The organism is Psychrobacter sp. NC44, assembly GCF_904846655.1.
GTDB lineage: Bacteria > Pseudomonadota > Gammaproteobacteria > Pseudomonadales > Moraxellaceae > Psychrobacter.
The window spans coordinates 160,241-184,153 of the sequence record NZ_CAJHBN010000001.1 but is presented as its reverse complement, the minus strand read 5'-3'; the positions used below and the strand labels follow the sequence as shown (position 1 = coordinate 184,153).

The following is a 23,913-nucleotide window of genomic DNA, read 5'->3' as shown; positions in this document are numbered from 1 at the left end:
TATTTTTGCTTAGGCTATTCATCCAATGGGGTTCTGAAATTCAGTCAAACTCATGGCATTTAAGCGGTCTAAATCTTCTTGAGTATCGACCCCTGCAGGTAGATGACAAGCGGCAACTGAAATAGCAATCTGCGCTCCATTTTCTAAAACGCGTAACTGCTCTAGGCTTTCAAGTGTCTCAAGTGGCGTTTGCGGCCAATGCACAAACTGCTGTAATAAACGGACGCGATAAGCATATAACCCTAAATGACGATAAGCATTTTTTGGTGGGTTTCTATGATTATCATTGGACAATACGACATCACGATCACAAGGAATGGGCGCTCGGCTAAAATAAAGCGCACGTTGCAAGTCATTAGCGTGTTGACTGACAACCTTGACCACTGATGGGCGCATAAAGGTCTCATAGTCGTCGATAGGCTCGCACAAAGTCGCCATCACGCTATCACTGTCTGCGACCAAAAGCGCCTTTACCTGCTCCAATAATAACGGTGGCACTAACGGTTCATCGCCTTGCATGTTGACCACGATATCATGGTCAGCCCACCCTTTGATGGCGGCAACTTCTGCCAAACGGTCAGTGCCTGAAGCATGCTCGCTACTGGTCATCACCACATCAAACCCTGCATCCATGCATATCTTGGCAATATCGTCATCATCCGTGGCAATACACATATCATCAGCGAAGTGCGCTGTTTGCGCCTTTTCAGCAACCCAAAGAATCATCGGCTTACCATGTATCTCTAGTAATGGCTTGCCAGGCAGCCTTGTGCTCTTAAAACGAGCAGGGATAACAATATGAGTTTTGGCGGGCATAATCACTGACGACATGGGGTTTCCTATAGCAATTTTTATACGGTTTAAAGCATCATCTATTATTTGCTTTGGTATTATTATTGGTACTGTTATCGTTTGCGATATCAATACCTAGCTTTTTTAGCTGCTGCTGCAGATTATCATAACAGCTATCAGAGAGTTCGGCGGTTACTGGCAGCACCCATAGCCTGTTTATCAGCGTTTGATACTCATTATTCAGCGCTTTATCAGTAGTGGCTTTCGATAGCAACGCTCTTATTTTTACCGCATCTTTACTGGTTACTACGATTGGATATTCGGTATACAGCAATAATTCCGCCAACTCAAAATCATGATGATCAGGATAAGCATGTCCAACGACATCGAAGCCAAGCGAATTTAAAGTATCAAAGAACCGCTGCGGATAACCAATACCGCTCACCGCATGCACTCTACAACCTTTTTTAGGCATATCAATTTGAGAATAAGATAAAGTAGGTTGCCATAAGAGTTGCAGAGCATCCGCTACTAGATGCATTGTCAAACGATGGGATCGGTACAGATTGCTATTATCTTTATTCTTGTCCACTGAATCTGTTGTTAGTGGCTCATGGTAGATGACAGTTGCACCCTGCAATCGCGACATCGGCTCACGTAAAAACCCTGTTGGCAGGAGTTGCTGATTACCAAAGCCTCGTGCTGAATCGACCACAATCCATTCAATGTCACGTTTCAGTGCATAATGCTGCAAGCCGTCGTCGGCAATAATGAATTGCAAGTCAGGATGGGCAGCTAATAAGGTCATAATCGCTTGCTTACGATCAGGACATACTGCCATGGGTGCATTTGTCATATTGACAATCAAACAAGGCTCATCCCCTACCACATTGGGCAAACTGGCGGCATCGACCAAAGCGGGCATTTGACTGTTGTCGCCACCGTAACCACGGCTGATAACCCCTACCTTTATTCCACGTTCTTGTAGATAATCAACCAAGGCAATAATCAATGGTGTTTTGCCACTACCACCCACGCTGATGTTACCGATCACCATCACGGGAACAGGCGCACGATAACTTGCTAACAGCCCAGCTTTATAAGCTTGACGACGCAGCGTGGTGATAAGTCCGTACAACCAACTAATAGGTAGCAATAGCCATAGCCAAGCGGCTTGACGTTGCCAGGCACGCGTCACTGTCGTTTCAATACTCATGATAATTGACCACTTACCTATTCAGCTAAACTTGAACTTAGCACGATTTGAACGTCAGAGCTGCTCAAAGAATAGTCCAATAATTTTATTCAAAGTCGCGTTCATACATTTGCGCATAATGACCTTGCAATTGCATAAGCTCATCGTGCGTGCCTAATTCGACGATTTGACCGCTGTCTAACACAGCGATACGATCGGCTGATTCAATAGTGGTCAGTCGATGTGCAATGACTAATGTGGTACGATCTTTCATCACATTATCAAGCGCTTGCTGAATGTAATACTCTGATTCATTGTCTAACGCACTGGTTGCTTCATCTAAAATTAAAATCGGCGCATCTTTTAATAGCGCACGAGCAATCGATAAGCGCTGACGCTGCCCGCCAGACAGCTGCAAACCTTCAGCACCGATTTCACTTTGATAGCCGTTTGGCATTTTCATAATAAAATCATGAGCAAAGGCATCTTTTGCGGCGCGCTCAACCTCAGCCTGGGTTTTATTGGCTAAGCCACCATAAGCAATATTGTTAAATACCGTGGTATTGAACAGGACTACTTGTTGATTGACCATCGCAATCTGCGCCCGTAAGCTCTCAAGCTTAATGTCTTCAATCGGTATACCATCCAAGGTAATTTGCCCAGAAGAGGTCGATAAGGTGCGCGTCAGTAAATTTACTAAAGATGACTTACCAGCACCACTTCGCCCTACCAATGCAACCGTCTCACCCGCTCTTACCTCTAACGTAAAGTCACGCAAAGCGACCGTTGAGTCAGGATAAACTAGACTGACATTGTCCAGCTTGATTTCGCCCGTCAAAGCAGGGCTAAGCACACCAGTATCTGATTCTTCTGGCTCATCTAACAAGGCAAAAATAGACTCACCTGCCGCGATACCTTTTTGCAGTTTTTGATTGATGTCAGTCAGTGAGCGTACCGGCTTGCTGAGCAAACCTGCAGCGGCGATATATGAGATAAACTCACCTGCTGAGATATTGTCGATCACCGATGGGCGTAGTGCGAGCCACACCACAACTGACATGGCGACAGCCATTAGCAGCTGTACTGCTGGCGTATTGATACTGTTGGTCACCACGACCTTCATGCCTTGGCGTAAGTTCTTTTTTGATGTTTTATCGAAGCGTGCGGCTTCGTATGCTTGACCGCCATAGTTTTTGACAACCTGATAGCCACCAATCACTTCATTGGTAATATGGCTGACATCACCCATCGTCTCTTGTATACCCTTAGACAACTTTAGATAACGCTTTGAGGCGATGCGAATAAGCCACAATATTGGCGGTAGCACAACGAATAAAATCAACGTCAAACGCCAATTGCTATAAAGCAAGAAACCTATCAAGGCGACGACTGTCAGACCATCCCGCAGGAGCGTCTTCATAGAGTCTGTACTAGCGGCGGTGACTTGCTCAACATCAAATATCAGCTTGGATGAAATGGTACCAGCAGGATTGGCTAAGTAAAAAGAGCTTGGCAGACGAAGCAATTTATTAAAGACTTCCACTCGCAGCTCATATACCAAATTACGTGAGACCAGAGCAGAATAGTAATTACCCAAAAAGCTACCAAAACCGCGGACAAAAAACAGACCAATGATCAATAATGGAAATAAATCCTGTTTGCTTTGATCGTTCTGATTAATGGCATCGGTGATATATTGAAGTAATTTGGCAATCCAAATCTCTGTCGCCGCATTAATTGCAAAGCCCAACACAGTAAGCATTAATGCCCACCAGTATGGTTTTAAATAACTCAGCAAACGCAGCAAGGTCTTATGTTTAGGTATGTTTGACGGCTCTGCTGATAGTTTTTTAGCAGCAGTTTTTGCAGAGTCAGGTTGATATGCTTGGCTCATAAAAGCCTCAATTTGGGGGTCATAACATGAATGGACTGCGTTAAAATCGCAGTTTTATAAGAGCATCTATCAATGGCACTAAAGTAGCTATAGGCTACTGCAGTAACGGCTGACCAAGTGGCACGACCGTACTGATATTAAGGTTCAAAAATCCCAGTTTACCCGCAATGTCCATCACTCGCACAACCGATTGATGGGTGGCATTGGCATCCGCAGCAATAACAAATAGCATGTCACGATTACTACCAGCTTCTTGTTGTAGCATACTGGTCAACTCTGCCTCATTGCTACTGGCAAGCGTAATACCGTTCACCAGATAACTGCCATCTTCTTGTACTGCCACTTCGATACTGTTTTTCTCTTCTGTCAGCGCAACACCTTCAGCTTCAGGAAGAATAATATTTAAACGACTAAAATGATTAAACGACGTTGCTAACAGTAAAAACACAATCAAAAACAACAAGCAGTCAATCATCGGGGTCAAGTTAATTTCGAGCGGCTCAACAGTCGGTTTTCTAAAGCGCATATCACTCTCTTTAATTTACTGAATACTCATGTGCTTGATGGATTACTATAGCGTGTTGAACAGTCACAAATACTAAGAAATAAATGCTAAAAAATAAATGCTAAGAAGTGACGGCAACACCATTATTTGAGCTTAATCCATCCACTGTATACTCATTATCTACAACGTTAGCCGATGGCGCACGATGTTCAGGCACATTCAAGCCAGCAGTAGACGTATTTTCCAGCAAATGATAATCATACAACTCTTGAATCATGAGCCCCGCTTGCGTCTCAAACTGGGCATTAATATCGATAATACGGCGCTGAAAATAACGATAGGCGACGAGTGCTGGGATAGCCACGATCATACCAGCAGCAGTCGTAATCAACGCTTGTGACACACCAGCAGCAAGCATCGTTGGGTCTTGCATCGCCCCATCGGTAATCGCCAAAAACGACGAAATAATGCCTAACACCGTGCCTAACAAACCGAGTAGTGGCGCAATCGCCCCTATGGTCCCAAGCATATTGATGTTTTTTTCTAACTGATGCACTTGTACGCTAGCGCGGTTTTGCATATGCATCGTCATCGAGTCTAAGCCATATTGACGATACAGCAGCCCTGTCGCTAAAATATCTCCCAAAGGTGTTTTTTCTTTGACATTCATCAACTGTGTACGACCAATATCCCCATTCTCACGTAAGCGCGTGATTAGCTGCTCGCGCAATCTACTCGGAGCAACTTTATTAAACTGTAAAGTATGACTACGCTCGATGATGATAACCAATGCCAATATTGAGCACACCACGATAGGTGTCATCAACCAACCACCCGCTTTTACCAACTCCCACATATTGACTCTCTTTTATATTTTTATAAAAATAGCGGTTATCAAAATATCTTAAATTTACAGCATCATGACAAACTCGTTAGCAATATCAAGCCTGTGCTTCTATGTGCTTAATCAAAGCTGCTAACTGATCTTGGTTATGGAAAAATATCTCAACACTACCCTGACCATCTTTTTTGTGTTTGAGTTTGACTTCAGCCCCTAACATATCTGTCAGTCTTTGCGTCAAGCGCTCAACCTCACGAGATTGCGTTTGCTCAGCACGATTGGCTTTAGGCGCAGGCTGCAAGATCGATTTAACCAACTTTTCAGCGTCGCGTACCGTCATACCACCGTCGATAATTTTTTGCGCGATAATCGGCTGCTGCTCAGAGGATAATGCCAAGAGCGTGCGCGCATGACCCATATCTAGAGCACTATTTGCTAAATGATCTTTGACTGTATCATGCAGTTGATTGAGACGCAGCAGGTTTGATACGGTGGTGCGCGCCTTACCAACGACTTCGGCAATCATTGCATGACTCATACCAAATTCAGTATGAAAGCGTTGTAATGCGGCGGCCTGTTCAATCACAGACAAATCTTCACGCTGGATATTTTCAATCAAGGCCAGTGCGATGGCAAGCTCATCAGATAAAGCACGTTCAATCGCTGGAATGACAGATTTTCCAGCCATTTTTGCCGCACGCCAGCGGCGCTCGCCAGCAATGATCTCATGGGTAACGAATGCTTCACTCTTGTCTTCATTGGCCAATAACGGACGGATAACGATCGGTTGCATGACACCGTGCTGCTCAATCGAAGACGCCAGCTCTGCAAGCGCCGTTTCACTCATATCACGGCGTGGCTGATACTTACCCGCTTGCAAACGCGTGACATCTATTTGCACCAAGCTGATCTGGTCTTCAGAGGCAATGGCATCTGTTCCATTAACACGACTCTTATTAGCCGTACCTTTATTTATCGTGCGCGGCGACCGTGTGGTTCGACTGCTGGCAGTGGTGTCAGAGGCGATAGGTTTGGTCGTTGGCTTTTCACTGGTCTCATTATCATCAGATTGAGCAGGCGTGCTAATATTTAATCTATCAGCGTTTAGCGTTTCAGCTGGCAAAGTACTCTCACGCGCCGCCATATCGTCTTGCAAGGCAGAGGCGGTGATTTGTTTTTCTTTTTTGATTGACCCCAATAAGGCATCTAAGCCTCGATTGGCAGCCAACCCTCTTTTCTTCGCCATGATTACCTATCCTCTAACGCTAAAATAAAAGCCAAATAATTATTAATACAGCTTACTCATTACTTATAAATACGACATTCAATGGTCAATATCTGTTTGCACGCTTTTGCTCGCAGTCTATCATTGGTGCTAAGAAAATATTAGTCACTTTGTTTCATGACTTCAGCCGCCAATTTTTGATAAGCGCGCGCCCCTTTTGACCATCTCTCGTAAGCGATAACTGGCAAACCATGCGCTGGTGCTTCTGCCAAGCGAATATTTCTTGGAATATGGGTCTTATACATAATATCGCCAAAGTGCGCTTCCAGCTCGGCAGACACATCACGAGCCAGTGTATTGCGTGCATCAAATAATGTTCTCACCACACCGCGGATATATAGCTTTGGATTCAATTCCGTCAAGCGCTCTATCGTCTGCGACAAATCAGCCAAGCCTTCTAATGCATAGTATTCACACTGCATGGGAATAATAACGCTATCTGTAGCAACTAACGCATTAATCGTCAGCAAATTCAAGCTGGGTGCACAGTCTATAACCACATAATCGTAAGCAGGTTTTTTAGCAGCTAGCTGATCATTAACCAAAGCCACCATTGATGTTTTAAACAGCTCATGACTATTGGTCTTGTTCATTAGGGTGATATCCATGCCTGCCAAATCACGATTGGCACCGATCACATCAAACCCCGCCGGACTGGTAACAATAGCATCAGACAGCGACACCCCATCCAATAATACGTCAGCGATAGTTAGCCCAAGCTCGTTTTTATCAACACCCGTACCACTGGTCGCATTACCCTGTGGGTCTAAGTCAATCAGCAGTACATGCTTGCGCTTCGCAGCCAAGCTGGCGGTCAAATTTACTGCCGTCGTGGTTTTGCCCACGCCGCCTTTTTGATTCGCAATTGCTATGATTTCCATACACTCACTCAATTTAATTAGGGTCTATTACTGTTATTTTACTTTTGGCTTACACAATCAATTTTTCGCTAAACTTTGCATAGCATCATACTCATAAGCGTAAACAATACGAGTACCTCTATATAATTAGCGCGATTTGCATCACTATATTATGAATATTATGCCATTCAAATATCCACAAAATCATGTGATACCAACATGTATCACTTAAAAGGTGTTCATAGCTTAGACATTTTTATAGGACAATTCAATTAAATGACGACTATTGTGTAAACGAGGCACTTTAAGTTTAATCGTCTTAACATGCCAGTCATTGTCCAGCGCTTGCAGTTCTTCATCGCTTGGCGCTTTGCCTTTCATCGCGCATAGGTAACCGTTATCTGCTAAGCGTGGCTGAGCCACTTCGACAAAATCGATCAAACTGGCAAAGGCTCTAGAAGTCACAACGTCATAGCTAGCTTCATGCGCCTCGATACGAGAAGCAATTGGCTGCATATTATTCAAGCCAAGCTCACTGCTGATTTGCTTAATAAAACGAATTTTTTTCTGATTACTATCAAGTGCGGTGCATTGACGCTCTGGCTGACAAATCGCAATAATAACCGCTGGCATCCCTGCTCCTGTGCCAATATCTAACAGTGACCCTGACGGTAAATGCGTTATAATAGCCAAACAATCAATTATATGTTTGATCAAAGCCTCTTCTGGATCAGTGATGGCGGTCAGATTATACGCTTTATTCCACAACAAAAGCTGGTCTAAGTACAATAATAATGTGCGCTGCTGCGTCTCACTCAAGGGTAGACTAAGCTCATTGACCGCTTGCGCCAAGGTATTCGCCAGCGCTGGCAACTGTGCGCCAAGCTTTACAAAGCCAGTCGGATCAATACGGATATTGCCCGTGTTAGCAGAGGATGAAGATGTTTTAGTAAAGTCTGACATACAACGAGTTATCCAGTTTTGACATGTGAACCGTCTATTTTATCATGCAGTCTGCCCATTGAATAGTTGCAGATTGCGCCAATGTGAGACATCTTATACTATCTGAGCCTATATTGAGGCGTTATTGTTCTTTAATCACGTTAAATGGATGATGAATGATTGCTTATATAGGCGTTTTTAACAGAGCCTGCTAATGATACAAAACTGCTTTTAATGATTTATTCAAAACACCGTTTTATCTTGTAAAATGTTTTTATGAACGATGCAAATTAACTAGAAAAAACCAAGTCTTAGCACTCATTAGTAAACTTAATAACACTTAATAGCACTTAATAACCACGCCACTTTCCACAAACGATATAATTTATCCCTATGACCAAACAGCCACACATCCCTACCTCTCAATTATCAAGAGACGCTAATAAAAAAGACGCTAATAATATGGCAACACCCATCATTGAATTAAAAAGCACCAAATCAGCAACACCGAATACACCGCATCCATGCTTTATTGATATCAAGCAGCGCTGCCTTGTCACCGCTGAGCAACTAAAACGCTATAGCGACCCTGATGAATTACCCTCGGATACCCGTACGGCACCAGATCTAGACGTTGGCTTTGGTCAACAGCGTGCCCTAAAAGCCTTACAAACAGCTTTGGATATCAAAGCCAGTGGCTATCATGTGTTTGCTGCTGGTGAAAATGGCTTGGGCAAACGCACCGTCATCAGCCGCTTGCTAACGCGCATTGCCGCCGATGCATCCACACCTGACGACTGGGTATATGTGCATAATTTCACCGATCCACGTACCCCTTTAGCGCTGCGACTACCTGCGGGGCAAGCCTCCTTATTGCAGCAGCAAGTCAATCAATTATGGCAACAAGCCAAAAAACGATTGAGCCAACGCTTTCGTAGTGACCAATATCAAAGCAAAATCGAAGCCATCAAAAATGACACACATCAAAAAGAAAGTCAGGCTTATGATGTGCTCAATGCAGAAGGCAAACAATATGATTTGGCGTTGACGTTTCGCTCCTTTGATAATAAAGCAGTGTTTGTACACCCCAGTCAACTCGCGACAGAAACTAGTGGTGGTGATGATAAATTATCTGCTAGCCATAAAAATAAATCCGTGAGCGATAATAGTAGTGAAGCGAGCATTCCTAGCACCGAGTATAACGATCCTGCGAATGCAGAGCAGAATGAAAGCAATACTGAATACGGTAATAGTGAATACGAAGCGGAGTTAAATAACTTTGTCCAAAAAAACCATATGCAAAAACGCTTAAGTCAGTTGACCATCGCGTTAGAGCAGTTAGAGGACGAAGCCAATGATGCGATAGAAGCCCTGCATCGCAATATTGCACGTCGTGCATTACAACCGTTATTTGCCCCTGTTTATGAGCAATTTGCCAGTCACCCACTGGTCATTGACTATCTCAAGACCGTATTTGCCGACATGGTTACGCATGTCGAGCGCATCGTCAATGGCGATGACGAAGAGTTTGTAACGGCAGTTTTGGCCACGACCCCAAGTCGCTATGCGGTCAACGTCATTGTCAGTCACATGCCGGACGACGGTGCACCCGTCATCTTTGAGGACTTACCGACGCACTTGAACTTGTTAGGTCATGTCGAGCAAATCACCCAATTGGGCACGGTCACCACTGATGTCAGTATGATTCGAGCGGGTGCTCTACACCGTGCTAATGGTGGTTATTTACTATTAGAAGCGAGTCACTTACTTGAGCATCCGTATGCCTGGCAGGGTCTCAAGCGGGCGTTACAATCACGCAAAATCAAACTCTCAAGCCTTGAACAAATGCTGACCTTAACAGGTAGCTTATCGTTAGCACCTGCCCCCATTGACCTTGATGTTAAAGTGATTTTGCTTGGTGAAGCAGACTTATATTATGAGCTGTTAGAGCTTGAGCCTGAGTTTGATGCGGTATTTAAAGTACGTGCGGATTTTCACGATGACGTGCCTCGCAGCAGTGAGCACGAATTGGCGTTAGTCGCGAAAATGGCTGATATCATTGACTATGCCAATCTCTATCCGTTTGATCGTAGCGCGCAAGCTGCCCTACTTGAGCATTTAAGCTTACAAGCAGAAGACCAAGACCGCTTAAGCTTGCACAGTGATTTATTAATCAAGCTGTTGCATGAGTCTAACCGCCACGCGCATTTAAGCGGAAAAAACATTGTTAATGCCTATCATGTCACACAAGCCATCGATGATATGGACGAGCGTTCAGGATACCTGCGTGACCTCTATTGGGATGAGCTAAGAAACGGTCAGCAGCTTATTCAAACTCAAGGCAGCGCTGTCGGACAAGTCAATGCGCTGACAGTGGTCAGCTATGCCGATAGCGAGTTTGGCATGCCCGCCCGCTTGACTGCCGTCATTCAACCAAATATCGGTACAGGTGAGATTCTCGATATCGAGCGTGATGTAGACTTGGGCGGTAGTTTACACGCCAAAGGCATGCTGATTATGACCAGCTATTTGCGCGCATTATTCAGCCAACATCATGCGCTCAACTTTAGCGCCTCGCTCGCTTTTGAACAAAGCTACGCCCATATCGATGGCGATAGTGCTACCGTCAGCGAAGGCTGTGCGCTGCTATCTGCCTTAGCAAACGTCCCGATTGATCAATCATTTGCCATTACTGGCTCTATGAACCAATTGGGCGAAGTGCAAGCGGTTGGTGGCATCAACTCTAAAATCGCCGGATTCTTTGATGCATGCCGCGAGCAAGAATTGACTGGGCAGCAAGGCGTGGTCATTCCAATGGCCAATGTCAAACAGCTCATGCTGCGTGACGACATCATTGCTGCCGTCAAAGCGAACGAATTTCATATTTATGGTGTCTATACACTGAGCGAAGCATTGACGCTGATGACTGGTTTGCCTATCGATACCATGAACAAGAAAGGTCGCTATCGTAAAGACACGTTGTTTGGCAAAGTTTTAAGTCGTCTGATGTTATGGGATGAAAATCAAGATAACAATGACGATGGTATGGATGATAAAAAGTCCAAAAAGAAAGATAAAAAGAAGCAGAAAGCAAAACGTCAAAAAAAACGGGACAAGAGAAAAAAGGAAAAACACAAAGACAAGGCGGAGCACAACGAAGTCAGTATAAATGATGATCAAGGTATCAACCAAAGCATCAATCAAGGTATCGATAAGAATGCCACTAAAACGCCCATTGACGCCATATAAGCTGATTTATAGTGAAATTTAGCTGTATCAAAACCAATCCATAAGTCAGTGTGCTAATTGAAGACATGCCCTAGACGCTACGATACTTTTCTGCGATGATGAATGGTTAATACTCCGCTAAGCTATACAAAAGCCAACTCGTAATTTCATAAAGGTTATCGCTTAATGACTGTACATTCTACTGACGCCGACCACTCTCATGCTCAAACGAACTCTGTTGAGCAAGCTAATACTGTAGCGGCAGCGGACAGTCATGTCTCAGGAGATAACAACGATAATCGCCATGGCGCGGCGACGACGGCGCGCCAGTGGCAAGTGCTATCGCAACTACAGCGCAACCGCTGGGTGGGCACAACCCATATCTACGAGCAGCTGATGATGGCAGGTTTTGACATCAGCCTACGCACTGTTCAACGCGACTTAAATGCGCTAGCAAAACGCTTTCCTATAGAAAAAAACAACGCCAACCCACAAGGCTGGCGCTGGCGTGATGACGCGCCACTCCAAAGCTTACCGCACATGAATCTATCGCAAGCAGTCGCCTTTAATATGGTTGAAGCCAATCTAACTCAGCTACTACCACCTGTTATTTTAGATGAATTATTTCCGTGGTTTGACTTGGCAAGGCGGCAGCTAAAAAACAGTAAAGTCACCCATTCATGGATCGACAGAGTGCGTATTGAGCCTGCCACTCAGCCACTAATCGCGCCGCATATTGACTTGGATAGCAAAGACAATATTTACCATGCGCTATTTTATCAATTACAAATCAAAGCCTGCTACACACGCAGCAATAAATCACAGGCCAGTGAATATCTTTTGAATCCCATCGCTATTATCCAGCGCGGTGTGATTATTTATCTGCTGGCAACTCGTACTGATGATCCAAACTTTACCATTCGTACCTTTGCCCTACATCGATTTGCTAGCGTTGACATTCTTGAAAGCGCCGCACAAACACCTGAGAGTTTCCAACTCGATAATTATTTGGATGCGGGTGGTATGGGCTTTAGCCACCCCTTATTCGGTGAGCTGCCTAATCATGGCAAAAACACCGCTATTGAGCTACAATTCACCAAACAAGCGGGCAAAAGCCTGACTGAAAGCAAGCTCAGTGACGACCAAACTGTTACGTTGGATGATGACACGCTGACTATTCAAGCCACTGTCAACCTAACTTCACAACTGGTTTGGTGGTTGCGTGGTTTTGGCAATGGTTTATTGAATGCCAAACCAGCATTGTTACATCAAGCCGTATTGGATAAGTTTTTTGATCATAAATAACAACTGCGAGTAATGATGCTCAAATTTAACCGTATTCAGACGATTACCATTATTTAAAAATGAAGAACGAAAGTAGATAAGGAATGTTATGCCGACCACTACCTCATTGCCATTACTGTCAGACAGTTTAAGAGGACTGGGCTTAGACGCGGGAACCTTATTTTTTGCGCTAAACTATGAATTTACCAAGATTGAGCCAAAAGGCATGTTTAAGCGCTTTAAAAAAAACCAGAGCGCTATTGATATTGATTTGGCTTGCGTACTATATGACGACAATTGCACCATCAGTGATATCGTGTGGTTCAAACAATTGCGCGATAAAGCGGAATCAGTGAAACATCAAGGCGACAGTCTCAATGGCAAAGATCGCGGCGAACAAGCGATGTATTTGGCACCTCTTGACCAAGAGCAAATCAGGCTTTACTTAGATAAAATCCCAGCACATATCACCCACATTGCTATGATAGCCAACTCTTACCACGGTCATCCGTTTTCAAGAGTCAAAAAAGGCGAGATTCATCTAAGCGATGATGAAGGCAATCGATGCTTTGAAGTCAATCTAAAGCAACTGCCACGTGATTGCACGACGCTGTGGGTGGCACATTTACGCCGAGAAGTGGATGATTGGCATCTCACACTACAAAACTTACCCCTTACTGCCGAAGATTTAGCAACGGCGGCGCAGCAAGTCGCCCATGAATTGGCCCGTGCGCTACCCATTCCACAAGCTATCTAAATACCATAAAATATCCGTTTATTGCTAATAAAAAGGGTGCAACGTTCTGATAACATTGCACCCTTTTGTTAAACACCCATTTTTTGAAACCTGAAATAATTACTATAAAAGACTTACAGTGGCTCACCGCAATGTGGGCAAAAGTTCTTTTGTCGTTCTTCCACTTCTCTTTCGCGGCGCTCAAGCTCTTGTTCGCGTAATACCTGCAATACGATATTTTGCGCCTGCTCTTTATCCAGTCCCAGCTCACGGCGAATTTTATCGATCATCATCTGATTTTTCACCAAATCAAAATCGCTATCAATCAGCTGCGCTCGAAAGTCTTGTTCAAGCTCTTCACGGCGCTGAGCAAGCTCATTTGCTAAACCAGTCGCTAAAATACCTGCAGGTAATGCCGCCAGACCCACACCTAATATGGTAATAACCGCACCCAATATTTTACCCGCATTGGTAATCGGCGTGACATCGCCATAGCCCACCGTCGTTAGCGTCACCACCGCCCACCACATCGCTTTAGGTATCGACTCAAACTCTTCTGGCTGGGCGTGGTTTTCAACCAAGTAAATGCCACTAGATGCCGTCACAATCATAATTATTAAAATAAAAATAACCGCTTGGAATGAGCCTTTTTCTTTACTAATGACCACCAATAAGATGCGTAACGAAGCAAAATAGCGTGTCAGTTTGAGAATGCGGAATAAACGTAAAATACGTAAGAAGCGTAAATCAATCGTAACAAAGAAATTCAGGAAAGCTGGCGCAATGGCGACTAAATCAATCAACGCAGAAGGACTTTTCAACCACTCCCAACGCTGACGCCAAGTAGTGTCATCTGGTTTTTCCTCGGCCACACTCCACAAACGCAGCAAATACTCAATAGAAAACACCACGATAGAGAAATTTTCAAACCAAGTAAAATACTCCTGATAAGGGTAATACCAACTGTCAACCGACTCAGCAATGACCGCTGCTACATTGGTCATGATTAGAAATATTAAAAAGTAGTCAACGCAACGGCTAAACAGCGTATCGTGCTCATCATTTTGCAGAATATCGTATACGAAAAGACGCAAGCGCCGTATAGATTGGAATAGCATGCCGTCCCTATGCGGTGAAACACCGGTCTTATATTAATATAATAAAGCAGTCATCACAGAATATGACATTAATGCTCGGTCACCATCAGTATTTCATACCCATCACTACTTGACGATGTAGTGCTCTTAAAGCATTACTAGTGATAGGACTGGCTTATTTAGTATGAATCATGATCGGTGATTATACTAAATTTAAATAATACATGTAGGCAAACAAAATTAGCATCAGCACAATGGCGATGATAGCGAAGCGTAAAAATCGTTCGTCAGCGCGTAATTGCTGACTGATATCTTGAGCAGGCAGCAAAAATAAGTTGCATTCAGGACAGCAAGAGTCCATGCGATCCAATATCGTCACAGAACGTGCGTTTGTGCAGCGTAGAGGAGAATTACTACAATAGCCAAGCATAATATATTACCCCTCTTTTCCCACTCTCATTATTCATTCGAAAAGTAATGAGACTATCATTACCGGCTCTAAGTTTTTGACATTTTAATACGCTAAAAGTATCAGCGAGAGTTTAGCATCATTGACTATCGACCAAATTCTAGCGCCGTGCCTCTGTATAACATCGGTATGATAGAATCTAAGTCCTGCCTCACAAACACTAACTGTCCCAAGTAATTTTTAATTACCTCGACAAATATACCTTTTACGGTAAATTTATGCCATAAAAGCCATTAACATGCATTTAAAACCTTACAGTAAATATGGTTTTGTATTATAATGGCGTTGTAATGTTACAGGTTAGTCAATAATCATAACATTGTGTATCGGTACCTAATGTCATCCCTCGTTAGATAGCCACCGATAATCTTCTATCACGTTAAGGAATCAAATGATGAAACTACAATCCCTAGTTTTAGCCACTGCTGCTGCACTTACTATGACCACAGCATTTGCTGTACCAGCTGGTACTTGGTCTGTCGCTGCTGGCGCTCACATGGTTGACCCAAAGAGCGATAACGGTACTCTGGAAGATGGCACTATTGGTGTCGACGTAGACAGTGATGTTCAACCAACCATTAGCGGCGAATATTTCGTTGCCAATAACATTGGTATTGAATTACTAGCGGCTACACCATTCCATCATGACATTACCTTAACTGCTGGCGATGCTACTATCGATGCTAAAACTCAGCATTTACCACCGACTCTATCGGTACAGTATCACTTCGATGGCTACAACATGCCTATGAATGTGAAGCCATTTGTTGGTGTTGGTGTGAACTATACGACTTTCTTTAAAGAAAAAATCTATAGCGATGCTTTCGAAAAATTAGAACTTGATGATAGCGTCGGCGTTGCTGGTCACATCGGTCTTGACATACCTTTTGCCCCAACTGAATACTTCCGTATTGATGCTCGCTATATGGACATCAAAACAGACGCCAGCGTAAAAGCTAATGGTGAGACCATTGAACTTGGTGAAGTTGACATCAGCCCTTGGGTATATGGCGTTGCTTTTGTTAAGACTTTCTAATATAACATAAAGCAATGTGAATAAAAAAAGCTGGCTTAATCGCCGGCTTTTTTGTGCTTAAAGTTTAAGCGGCAATGACTATAGATAAAAAAATTATAGATAAAAACGATTGTGCTAAAGTCATTAACTGCTAAAAATCTGGTGACTATTAGTATCAAATTTTAATCATAAAAAAAGACCATCCTAAGACAGTCTTCTTTTTTCAGAGCCTTTTAGTACAAACGATTCTTATAGCAAAATACGGCGCGGATCAGCCAGCAATGTTGCGATATAGCGGGTAAATACGGCAGCATCTGCGCCATTAATCACACGGTGATCGTAAGACAGTGACAATGGCAGCATCAGACGCGGCTCAAAGCTTTGCTTTTTAGAATCCCAACGTGGCTGCATGCTTGCCTCAGACACACCTAAAATACCCACTTGAGGCCAATTTACTAATGGCGTAAAGGCAGTGCCACCCAAGTTGCCTTGGCTTGATATGGTAAAGCTTGCGCCTTGCAAATCTTTAGTAGTGAGTTTTTTGTCACGCGCTTTTACCGCAAGCTCACCAATTTCAATGGCGATTTGCTTCAAGCCTTTATCCTGCACATTTTTGATAACAGGTACGATGAGACCATCATCCGTTGCCACCGCGATGCCCATATTGACGCTTTTACGCAAGATAACTTGCGTATTGTCGTCGCTTAAATGACTGTTAAAGCGTGGATGCTGCGTTAAAGCATAGGCCGTCGCTTTGACCACGAACGCTAAAATCGTGAAGCCTATACCTTCAGCTTTCATACTACCTTTTAGCTCGCCACGCAGTTTTTCTGTCTCAGTGATATCAGACAAGTCAAACTGGGTCACTTGTGGCAACAAGGTATTATAGTTGAGCTGCGGTATCGAGACTTTTTGTAGACGGCTAAGGTCTTGGGTTGTTGTTTCACCCCAAATCTCAACGTTGCTCATGTCAGGTAAGCTTGGCAGGCTAGCGCTGGCTACACTGCCACTGGCAGGTGCCGCTTTTTGAGTGCTTAAGCTTTCTTTAACATGCGCAAACAAGTCTTCTTTTAGAATGCGATCATTTAGCGCCGAACCATTCACTTGGGTGATATCGACACCCAACTGACGTGCCAGCTTGCGCACGGCTGGACCTGCATACACGTCAACCAACTTTTCATTAACCTGTGCTTCAGTCAGCTTATCAGCTTGCTTACTAGCGACCGCATTAGGCGTTGTAGATTTTTCTGCCTGTTTTGGCTCACCCGTTGTTTTAGCAGCAGCTTTCTCTTCTGATTTGGCTGGTGCTGAAGGCTTTGGCTCAGCGCTATCTGATGTAGACTCACTTGTATCAGCAGCATCTGCACCACTACTCATGATAACGATAAAGTCTTGACCATTAGCGACCATGTCACCTGTTTCAACCAGTATTTTTTCAATCTTACCAGCGACTGGTGCGGGTACTTCTACCGATGCTTTATCAGATTCAATCAATAGAATTGATTGATCCGCAGTCACGATGTCACCAACACTGACCATGATTTCAGAAACTTGGGCTTCATCGACACCTAAATCTGGCAATGCATGAGTGGTCGATTTACCAGCGTTAGACGCAGGCTTTTCATTAGAGTCAGACGAGGCTGATTCAGTTGCCGCAGGCTCAGGTTTTATTTCTGGTTTAGCAGCCGTTTCATCTGCCTTTTGCTTCTCGTCAGCAGCGCTATTTTCTTTAGTGTCTACATTGCTTTCTGCACTGTCTTCTACGCTTTCAAGCTCAATCATTACCATACCTTCACTGACCTGATCACCAACAGCAACGCTGATTTTGGTGACTTTGCCAGCAGCAGAGCTTGGCACTTCAACTGAGGCTTTGTCAGATTCTAATAGAATGATGTTGTCATCTTTTGCGATGACATCACCCACTTCTACCATAATTTCGCTGACTTCGGCGCTATCAACACCCAAATCGGGGGCTTTAATATCCATGATTTATCTCCTAGTCTTATGATTATTATTCTTTGACATCACCGTTATTAAGTAAAGTCGCATCCGCTTGGTCTTCAGCCCGACCCTCGTTGCTGATTTCATCATCATCTTCAGCGACAAATTCAGGGACAGGATTTGGATTGACATTACCAGGTGCTGGTGCATCGGGAGAATGATCATAATAAGGCTGTTGTTGCCATGCTGGTGGCTGATCCACATCGATGCCTAAACTTGAGATGGCATCTTTCACCAAACGCATCTCGACTTCACCCTCATCCGCCAGGCGTTTGAGCGTCGCAACCACGATATGTGCGGCATCAACGTTGAAGAAACTACGCAAATTTTCACGAGTATCAGAACGACCGTAGCCATCTGTGCCTAGCGTAGTATAAGGACGATTATCTGGCAACCAAGCACGGATTTGCTCCGAATAATTGCGCATATAATCCGTCGCGGCGACTACGATACCTTCGTGCGGCGCTAACTGCTCAGTGACCCATGGCACCCGCTCTTCATCCATTGGATGCAAGCGATTGTAGTCATCACAAACCATGCCGTCACGAGTCAACTCGTTAAAGCTGGTCACACTCCAAACGTTGGAGGTGATATTGAACTCATCTTTTAGAATCTGCGCCGCTTTTTGTACTTCACGTAAAATAACGCCAGATCCTAACAGCTGCACTTGAGTTGAACCATTGTCTTCGAGCAAATACATACCACGCTTGATTCCTTCTTCCGCGCCTTCTGGCATCGCAGGTTGCTCGTAGTTTTCGTTCATTAGCGTTAAGTAATAATAAACGCGTTCGCCTTCACCATACATACGGCGTAGGCCATCATGCATGACGACTGCTAGCTCGTAACCGAAGCAAGGATCATAAGTCACACAGTTAGGCACGACGTTAAATAAGATTTGTGAATGACCATCTTGATGCTGCAAGCCTTCGCCGTTCAAGGTGGTACGACCAGCTGTTGCACCCAGTAAGAAACCTTGTGCTTGACAATCACCTGCCGCCCAAGCCAAATCACCCACACGTTGGAAACCAAACATCGAGTAATAGATATACATCGGAATCATTGGTAGCGCGTTCACAGAGTAACTGGTTGCAAGCGCAATCCACGTACTCATTGCGCCTGCTTCGTTGATACCTTCTTCTAGCATGTGACCGTCGATGGCTTCTTTATAGCCCATTAAAGCTTCACTGTCTTCTGGCGTATATTTTTGACCAACAGCTGAGTAGATGCCCAATTGACGGAACATACCTTCTAAACCAAAAGTGCGTGCTTCATCAGGTACAATCGGCACGACGCGATCTTGGATGTCTTTGTTTTTTAGCATGGCTGACAATAAGCGCACAAATACCATCGTCGTTGATTGCTCTTTACCATTGCTGCCTTTTAATACCCGATCAAATATTGACAGTTCAGGAATATTCAATGGGATATGCCCACTGCGGCGATTTGGTAAATGACCACCTAGCGCTTCGCGGCGACCTTTAAGGTACTTCATCTCCGCTGAACCTTCTTCAGGGCGATAGAATGGTAGCGTCTCTAGCTGCTCGTCAGTAAATGGTAAATCAAAGCGATCACGGAAATACATCAACGCTTCTTGATCGAGTTTCTTAATCTGATGTGATTTATTGACCGCTTGTGTTTGAGCTGATAAACCATAGCCTTTAACGGTTTTAACTAAAATAACGGTTGGCTGACCTTTAGTTTTCATCGCTTCACTGAATGCAGCATACACTTTCATTGGATCATGACCACCACGATTCAAGCGCGAAATATCCTCATCAGATAGCGCATCAGCCATCTCTTCTAACTCAGGATATTTACCAAAAAACTCTTTGCGAGTGAACTCAGCTGTACGGGCTTCGTATAGCTGATACTCACCATCGACCACTTCTTCCATACGATGTTTGAGCACGCCAGTTTTATCATTGGCAAGTAAGCTGTCCCATTTACCACCCCAGATAACTTTAATCACACGCCAGCCAGCGCCGCGGAATACAGACTCTAGCTCTTGGATAATTTTACCGTTACCACGGACTGGACCATCAAGACGCTGTAAATTACAGTTGACGACCCATATAAGGTTATCTAGCTTTTCACGGCCAGCGAGAGAAATAGCCCCTAAGCTTTCTGGCTCATCCGTTTCACCATCACCCAAGAATGTCCAAATCTTACGACCTTCTTTCTCTAGCAAACCGCGGTTTTCCATATAGCGATGTACATGCGCATGATAAATCGACATGATCGGACCAAGTCCCATCGATACGGTTGGGAACTGCCAATAATCAGGCATAAGGTATGGATGCGGATAGCTTGATAAGCCTTTGCCGCCGACTTCACGACGGAAATTATCAAGCTGATCTTCGGTCAATCGACCTTCTAAATAAGAACGCGCATAAATACCGGGTGCTGAGTGACCTTGATAATAAATCATGTCACCACCGAAATGATCGCTAGCAGCACGGAAAAAATGGTTAAAACCTGTCTCATATAGCGTGGCACTAGAAGCGAATGTTGCTAAGTGACCACCCAAATCGTCGTCATTTTTGTTCGCGCGCATGACCATGGCCAATGCGTTATAGCGAATCAAAGCACGGATTTTGCGCTCAATGGTTAGGTCGCCAGGGTACATCGGTTCATCTTCAACGGCGATGGTATTGATATAAGCGGTATCGAGACGATTGAACGGCAGGTCTTCTTGAACTGCCATATTGTATAAAGCTTTTAGCAGAAACTGAGCACGATCTTTGTCTGCATGTTTGATAACAGATTCAAACGCTTCCAGCCACTCTTGGGTTTCGGTGCTATCAGCATCCTTATAATAATTCATCACTATTGTCCTTTTTTATCAGTCAGTCCTGCCCGAAGACAGGATATTATTAAATCAAAGTGTTACTTCAATATTGTCGTGCGGGAATAATTTTCTCAATGACTTCCTTGTTAATTTTAAGAAGCGAGATTTATAGTAGGGTGCGGTTATGCAGCAGTATTTGACCGACTCATAACCTGGAGCAGCCTCACATAGCCAAAATAAAAACAGCGCTACTATCCATCGCATATGAACTGAGTATTTAAAAGTGGTTAGATAATAAAATGCTAACCCAACTTTTATAGTCAATTATCAAATGATAATAACTCTTTATTATAGGCTTTTATGCTGCAGTTGTTTATAGCTGTAAAGAAATGGTGATATGACAAGTATTTTTGAAATAAATAATCATTAGTTTTTTTAGAAATGTTTCAAAGAAATATAAGGATTGTTTGCTAACAAGCTAACATCTATAACCAGATACTGTAGCTGGTCATGAAATATCTGCCATTCATCCATTTCGTAGGACTTTTACGAAATTATTGCTTAATATGTTAAGTTACGTAATATATACATTAGTTTAGTTAGTGAAATAATTGAGAACTAGTTAAACGCTTATAGCAAGTTTTAGCTTCTTATAGGAATAATCATATGCATAAAATGCCATACGTTCTAAATTCAATAATTTCACAACTATTCAGTGAACATATATATCGGGTGCTGACATTGATAGCCGCGATTATTATGCTTTTAATAAATAGTTCAGCCTTAGCTGCAGTTGAGTGTCCTGTTGGTTATATTTCTGATAATTTTGATAGCAAGGATTATAATAGCTTAGCTCCAGTTGCCTCATCCCCAAATCCTAAAATAGATCAAGATATAGTTGGTATAGGCAATGAGAGTTACCTGATCGCTTCTAATGTTCTAACTACCGCTGGGATCTTAGATGCTGGAGGAGTAAATACATATCAATCAACATTCATTGCAGCTACTACCACTAGTACAGCGGCTCAAGTTTTTAGGTTTTATCAAGATTTTGCTAATAAAACAACAACAAGAACTGTCTCATATACCTTTAAGAATAAGTTTGATAAACAGCCCCAAGCGCTTAGTAATGTGAGCTTAAGTATATTTGATATAGATACAAACTATGTAGGGTTTACATCAAGCCCTACACGTAAAGATTACTTTGAATTTTTTGATCAAGTAATTATTGAAGGTGTTACTAGCTCAAATCAAGTAGTCGAGCCAACTATACAGTCTAAAGGCACAGGAATATCTAGCTCAGCACCTTATCGCCAAACCAACACTACTAGTAGCATTAGTTGTGGTGGTCTAGATAACAATTGTAAAGTGTCAGTGTTGTTTAGTCAGCCTATTGTCAGAGTAGATGTAACATACGGCAACAATACAGACTTGAATTATTATGATCAGAGCGATGATGATAAGGATGATGTCTTTTTTGATGATCCTGGCGATCAACTAGTTGATATTAGATTTGATAGTTATTGCTATCAGCCACAGCCGCGCTTAACATATTCAAAAGTGCTTTCGACTTATCGTAAAACGAATACTGATCAATTCACTGTGCAAATCAAAGATAATGCCGATAGCTCAGTCGTCACTAATGGCATCGCTTCAACTACAACAAGGGGTTCAGGTAATACTGTCACTACTGGTACGGGCACTACAGGGACTTTTAAAGTTAACCCTACTAAAACTTACACATTAACAGAAGCGTTAGCTGGAACGACTAACTTAGCAGACTATGCTGCTTCATATGTATGTAAAAATTCAGGTAATAATGAAGTCATAACCATTTTAGACCCAAAGAATATAAAGATGACTTACGGAGATAACTGGACTTGCATAATCACAAACGGCAGACCTAATTACGTGTTCTCAGGCATTGTTTTCAACGACAATGGTAAAATCATAAACCCAACTAAAGATGATGTATCTGATAAATATTTAAATAACATTTTTTATTTTAATGGTAGATACGATTCGTCAAATGAATTGGGAATTCCATTCACTTCAGGTCATACTATCACCTTAAATAAATGTACGGGTGATACGAGTACATTTACACCTCAAACTGTCAATATCAATCCTGATGGAACCTATAGTTTCACTCTGACACCTGCACAGCTTGGAAGCAATACGAGGCTCTGTGCTACTCAGAATGAACCTAATAATTACACATACTCTGTGGACACTACGAGCAATGTGCGACAAATAAACATTACAAATAATACATTTAATTATCCTGATAACAACTTCGGTGATGTTATTCAAGATAATGCAGCTCTAGTACTGTTCAAGAGTCAATATGTCCATGATTGCAGCTTGACTGACCTGACGACCATTAGTGTTAATTATACGGGTAGCGCCAGTACTGTTTATAGTACAAACCCAATATCTAACATCATACCAGGCCAGTGTATCGCTTATAGGATTGAAGCGGTTAACCGTGGTAATGTGCCTTTGACAGATATCATTATTAGAGACACCTTACAGAAAAAAGGAGAAAATGGTGCTCTTGTAACGTCTACTTTAGCCACGCCTACACCTATTGGAGAAAACAGCGGTGTACCTTCTTTTTCTAATAGTTCAGTATCGATTGGTAATAATGGTCAAGTGCTAACTAATGGCTTCCCGCTAGGAATTACTAGCTCCGATCGCCGTCGAGCTATTCGCTTCAACACCGAATACGGCACTACTGTGAATCCTTAGTAACTATTCCCCCTTGCTATATTATCAACTCTAAAGAATATTTTTTACTGACAAAAGCCCTATCTCTATAGATAGGGCTTTTACCGTTTGTGTACTCCAAAATACCATTTGTCGTTTTTGTGGTGAATATTTGTATTGTTTGCGTGACAATCATATTAAGGAACAATTCTAACTTTATCAGCATCTCTTATTCATAGTTGATTGCAGTTTTTACATTGCATGGGACGAAG

16 protein-coding genes are annotated in these 23,913 nt (G+C 43.1%); 5 read left to right on the top strand and 11 right to left on the bottom strand.

What is annotated here, in order from left to right; genetic code table 11:
- Nucleotides 1-18 precede the first annotated feature (18 nt).
- From kdsB to rsmG, 8 genes are all read right to left on the bottom strand, one after another.
- A complete protein-coding gene (kdsB, locus tag JMX95_RS00700; protein WP_201559790.1) occupies nt 19-831 on the bottom strand; it encodes a 3-deoxy-manno-octulosonate cytidylyltransferase in 813 nt (270 codons plus the stop codon).
- A 37-nt stretch (nt 832-868) separates the two neighbouring features.
- A complete protein-coding gene (lpxK, locus tag JMX95_RS00695) occupies nt 869-2,008 on the bottom strand; it encodes a tetraacyldisaccharide 4'-kinase (protein ID WP_201559789.1) in 1,140 nt (379 codons plus the stop codon).
- 85 nt (nt 2,009-2,093) lie between these two features.
- Nucleotides 2,094-3,881, bottom strand: coding sequence for a lipid A export permease/ATP-binding protein MsbA (msbA, locus tag JMX95_RS00690; RefSeq protein WP_227675915.1), 1,788 nt, complete (start codon nt 3,879-3,881; stop codon nt 2,094-2,096).
- Between the two features lie 94 nt (nt 3,882-3,975).
- Complete coding sequence (locus tag JMX95_RS00685; protein WP_201559788.1) at nt 3,976-4,407, bottom strand: ExbD/TolR family protein; 432 nt, start codon at nt 4,405-4,407, stop codon at nt 3,976-3,978.
- Nucleotides 4,408-4,507: 100 nt separating this feature from the next.
- Complete coding sequence (locus tag JMX95_RS00680; RefSeq protein WP_201559787.1) at nt 4,508-5,242, bottom strand: MotA/TolQ/ExbB proton channel family protein; 735 nt, start codon at nt 5,240-5,242, stop codon at nt 4,508-4,510.
- Nucleotides 5,243-5,327: 85 nt separating this feature from the next.
- A complete protein-coding gene (locus JMX95_RS00675; RefSeq protein ID WP_201559786.1) occupies nt 5,328-6,473 on the bottom strand; it encodes a ParB/RepB/Spo0J family partition protein in 1,146 nt (381 codons plus the stop codon).
- Between the two features lie 140 nt (nt 6,474-6,613).
- Complete coding sequence (locus JMX95_RS00670) at nt 6,614-7,393, bottom strand: ParA family protein (protein ID WP_201559785.1); 780 nt, start codon at nt 7,391-7,393, stop codon at nt 6,614-6,616.
- A 225-nt stretch (nt 7,394-7,618) separates the two neighbouring features.
- Complete coding sequence (gene rsmG, locus JMX95_RS00665) at nt 7,619-8,335, bottom strand: 16S rRNA (guanine(527)-N(7))-methyltransferase RsmG (RefSeq protein ID WP_087814359.1); 717 nt, start codon at nt 8,333-8,335, stop codon at nt 7,619-7,621.
- Nucleotides 8,336-8,707: 372 nt separating this feature from the next.
- On the opposite strand from rsmG, the gene JMX95_RS00660 reads away from it, so the two are divergent.
- The 3 genes from JMX95_RS00660 to JMX95_RS00650 all read left to right on the top strand — a co-directional run bounded on the left by JMX95_RS00660 (nt 8,708) and on the right by JMX95_RS00650 (nt 13,583).
- On the top strand, nt 8,708-11,563 hold the full coding sequence (locus JMX95_RS00660) for an ATP-binding protein (RefSeq protein WP_201559784.1): 2,856 nt from the start codon (nt 8,708-8,710) through the stop codon (nt 11,561-11,563).
- A gap of 165 nt (nt 11,564-11,728) precedes the next feature.
- Complete coding sequence (locus JMX95_RS00655; RefSeq protein WP_201559783.1) at nt 11,729-12,847, top strand: helix-turn-helix transcriptional regulator; 1,119 nt, start codon at nt 11,729-11,731, stop codon at nt 12,845-12,847.
- Nucleotides 12,848-12,935: 88 nt separating this feature from the next.
- A complete protein-coding gene (locus JMX95_RS00650) occupies nt 12,936-13,583 on the top strand; it encodes a TerD family protein (RefSeq protein ID WP_201559782.1) in 648 nt (215 codons plus the stop codon).
- Between the two features lie 113 nt (nt 13,584-13,696).
- Here the strand turns inward: JMX95_RS00650 and JMX95_RS00645 are convergent, their stop codons facing one another.
- Nucleotides 13,697-14,680: an ion transporter gene (locus tag JMX95_RS00645; RefSeq protein ID WP_087814355.1), complete on the bottom strand. Its 984-nt coding sequence runs from the start codon at nt 14,678-14,680 to the stop codon at nt 13,697-13,699.
- Nucleotides 14,681-15,522: 842 nt separating this feature from the next.
- Here JMX95_RS00645 and JMX95_RS00640 point away from each other — a divergent pair.
- Nucleotides 15,523-16,164, top strand: a complete 642-nt coding sequence (locus JMX95_RS00640) for an OmpW/AlkL family protein (protein ID WP_201559833.1) — start codon at nt 15,523-15,525, stop codon at nt 16,162-16,164.
- 228 nt (nt 16,165-16,392) lie between these two features.
- On the opposite strand, the gene JMX95_RS00635 is transcribed toward JMX95_RS00640, so the two are convergent.
- A complete protein-coding gene (locus JMX95_RS00635) occupies nt 16,393-18,129 on the bottom strand; it encodes a 2-oxo acid dehydrogenase subunit E2 (RefSeq protein WP_087814353.1) in 1,737 nt (578 codons plus the stop codon).
- 25 nt (nt 18,130-18,154) lie between these two features.
- Complete coding sequence (gene aceE, locus JMX95_RS00630; protein WP_087814352.1) at nt 18,155-20,968, bottom strand: pyruvate dehydrogenase (acetyl-transferring), homodimeric type; 2,814 nt, start codon at nt 20,966-20,968, stop codon at nt 18,155-18,157.
- Between the two features lie 630 nt (nt 20,969-21,598).
- On the opposite strand from aceE, the gene JMX95_RS00625 reads away from it, so the two are divergent.
- Nucleotides 21,599-23,683, top strand: coding sequence for a hypothetical protein (locus JMX95_RS00625; RefSeq protein WP_087814351.1), 2,085 nt, complete (start codon nt 21,599-21,601; stop codon nt 23,681-23,683).
- Nucleotides 23,684-23,913 lie beyond the last annotated feature (230 nt).

Excerpts from the sequence above, each read along its gene's own strand:
- kdsB (WP_201559790.1), bottom strand. The coding sequence starts at position 831 with ATGTCGTCAGTGATTATGCCCGCCAAAACTCATATTGTTATCCCTGCT.
- lpxK (WP_201559789.1), bottom strand. The coding sequence starts at position 2,008 with ATGAGTATTGAAACGACAGTGACGCGTGCCTGGCAACGTCAAGCCGCT.
- msbA (WP_227675915.1), bottom strand. The coding sequence starts at position 3,881 with ATGAGCCAAGCATATCAACCTGACTCTGCAAAAACTGCTGCTAAAAAA.
- JMX95_RS00685 (WP_201559788.1), bottom strand. The coding sequence starts at position 4,407 with ATGCGCTTTAGAAAACCGACTGTTGAGCCGCTCGAAATTAACTTGACC.
- JMX95_RS00680 (WP_201559787.1), bottom strand. The coding sequence starts at position 5,242 with ATGTGGGAGTTGGTAAAAGCGGGTGGTTGGTTGATGACACCTATCGTG.
- JMX95_RS00675 (WP_201559786.1), bottom strand. The coding sequence starts at position 6,473 with ATGGCGAAGAAAAGAGGGTTGGCTGCCAATCGAGGCTTAGATGCCTTA.
- JMX95_RS00670 (WP_201559785.1), bottom strand. The coding sequence starts at position 7,393 with ATGGAAATCATAGCAATTGCGAATCAAAAAGGCGGCGTGGGCAAAACC.
- rsmG (WP_087814359.1), bottom strand. The coding sequence starts at position 8,335 with ATGTCAGACTTTACTAAAACATCTTCATCCTCTGCTAACACGGGCAAT.
- JMX95_RS00660 (WP_201559784.1), top strand. The coding sequence starts at position 8,708 with ATGACCAAACAGCCACACATCCCTACCTCTCAATTATCAAGAGACGCT.
- JMX95_RS00655 (WP_201559783.1), top strand. The coding sequence starts at position 11,729 with ATGACTGTACATTCTACTGACGCCGACCACTCTCATGCTCAAACGAAC.
- JMX95_RS00650 (WP_201559782.1), top strand. The coding sequence starts at position 12,936 with ATGCCGACCACTACCTCATTGCCATTACTGTCAGACAGTTTAAGAGGA.
- JMX95_RS00645 (WP_087814355.1), bottom strand. The coding sequence starts at position 14,680 with ATGCTATTCCAATCTATACGGCGCTTGCGTCTTTTCGTATACGATATT.
- JMX95_RS00640 (WP_201559833.1), top strand. The coding sequence starts at position 15,523 with ATGAAACTACAATCCCTAGTTTTAGCCACTGCTGCTGCACTTACTATG.
- JMX95_RS00635 (WP_087814353.1), bottom strand. The coding sequence starts at position 18,129 with ATGGATATTAAAGCCCCCGATTTGGGTGTTGATAGCGCCGAAGTCAGC.
- aceE (WP_087814352.1), bottom strand. The coding sequence starts at position 20,968 with ATGAATTATTATAAGGATGCTGATAGCACCGAAACCCAAGAGTGGCTG.
- JMX95_RS00625 (WP_087814351.1), top strand. The coding sequence starts at position 21,599 with ATGCATAAAATGCCATACGTTCTAAATTCAATAATTTCACAACTATTC.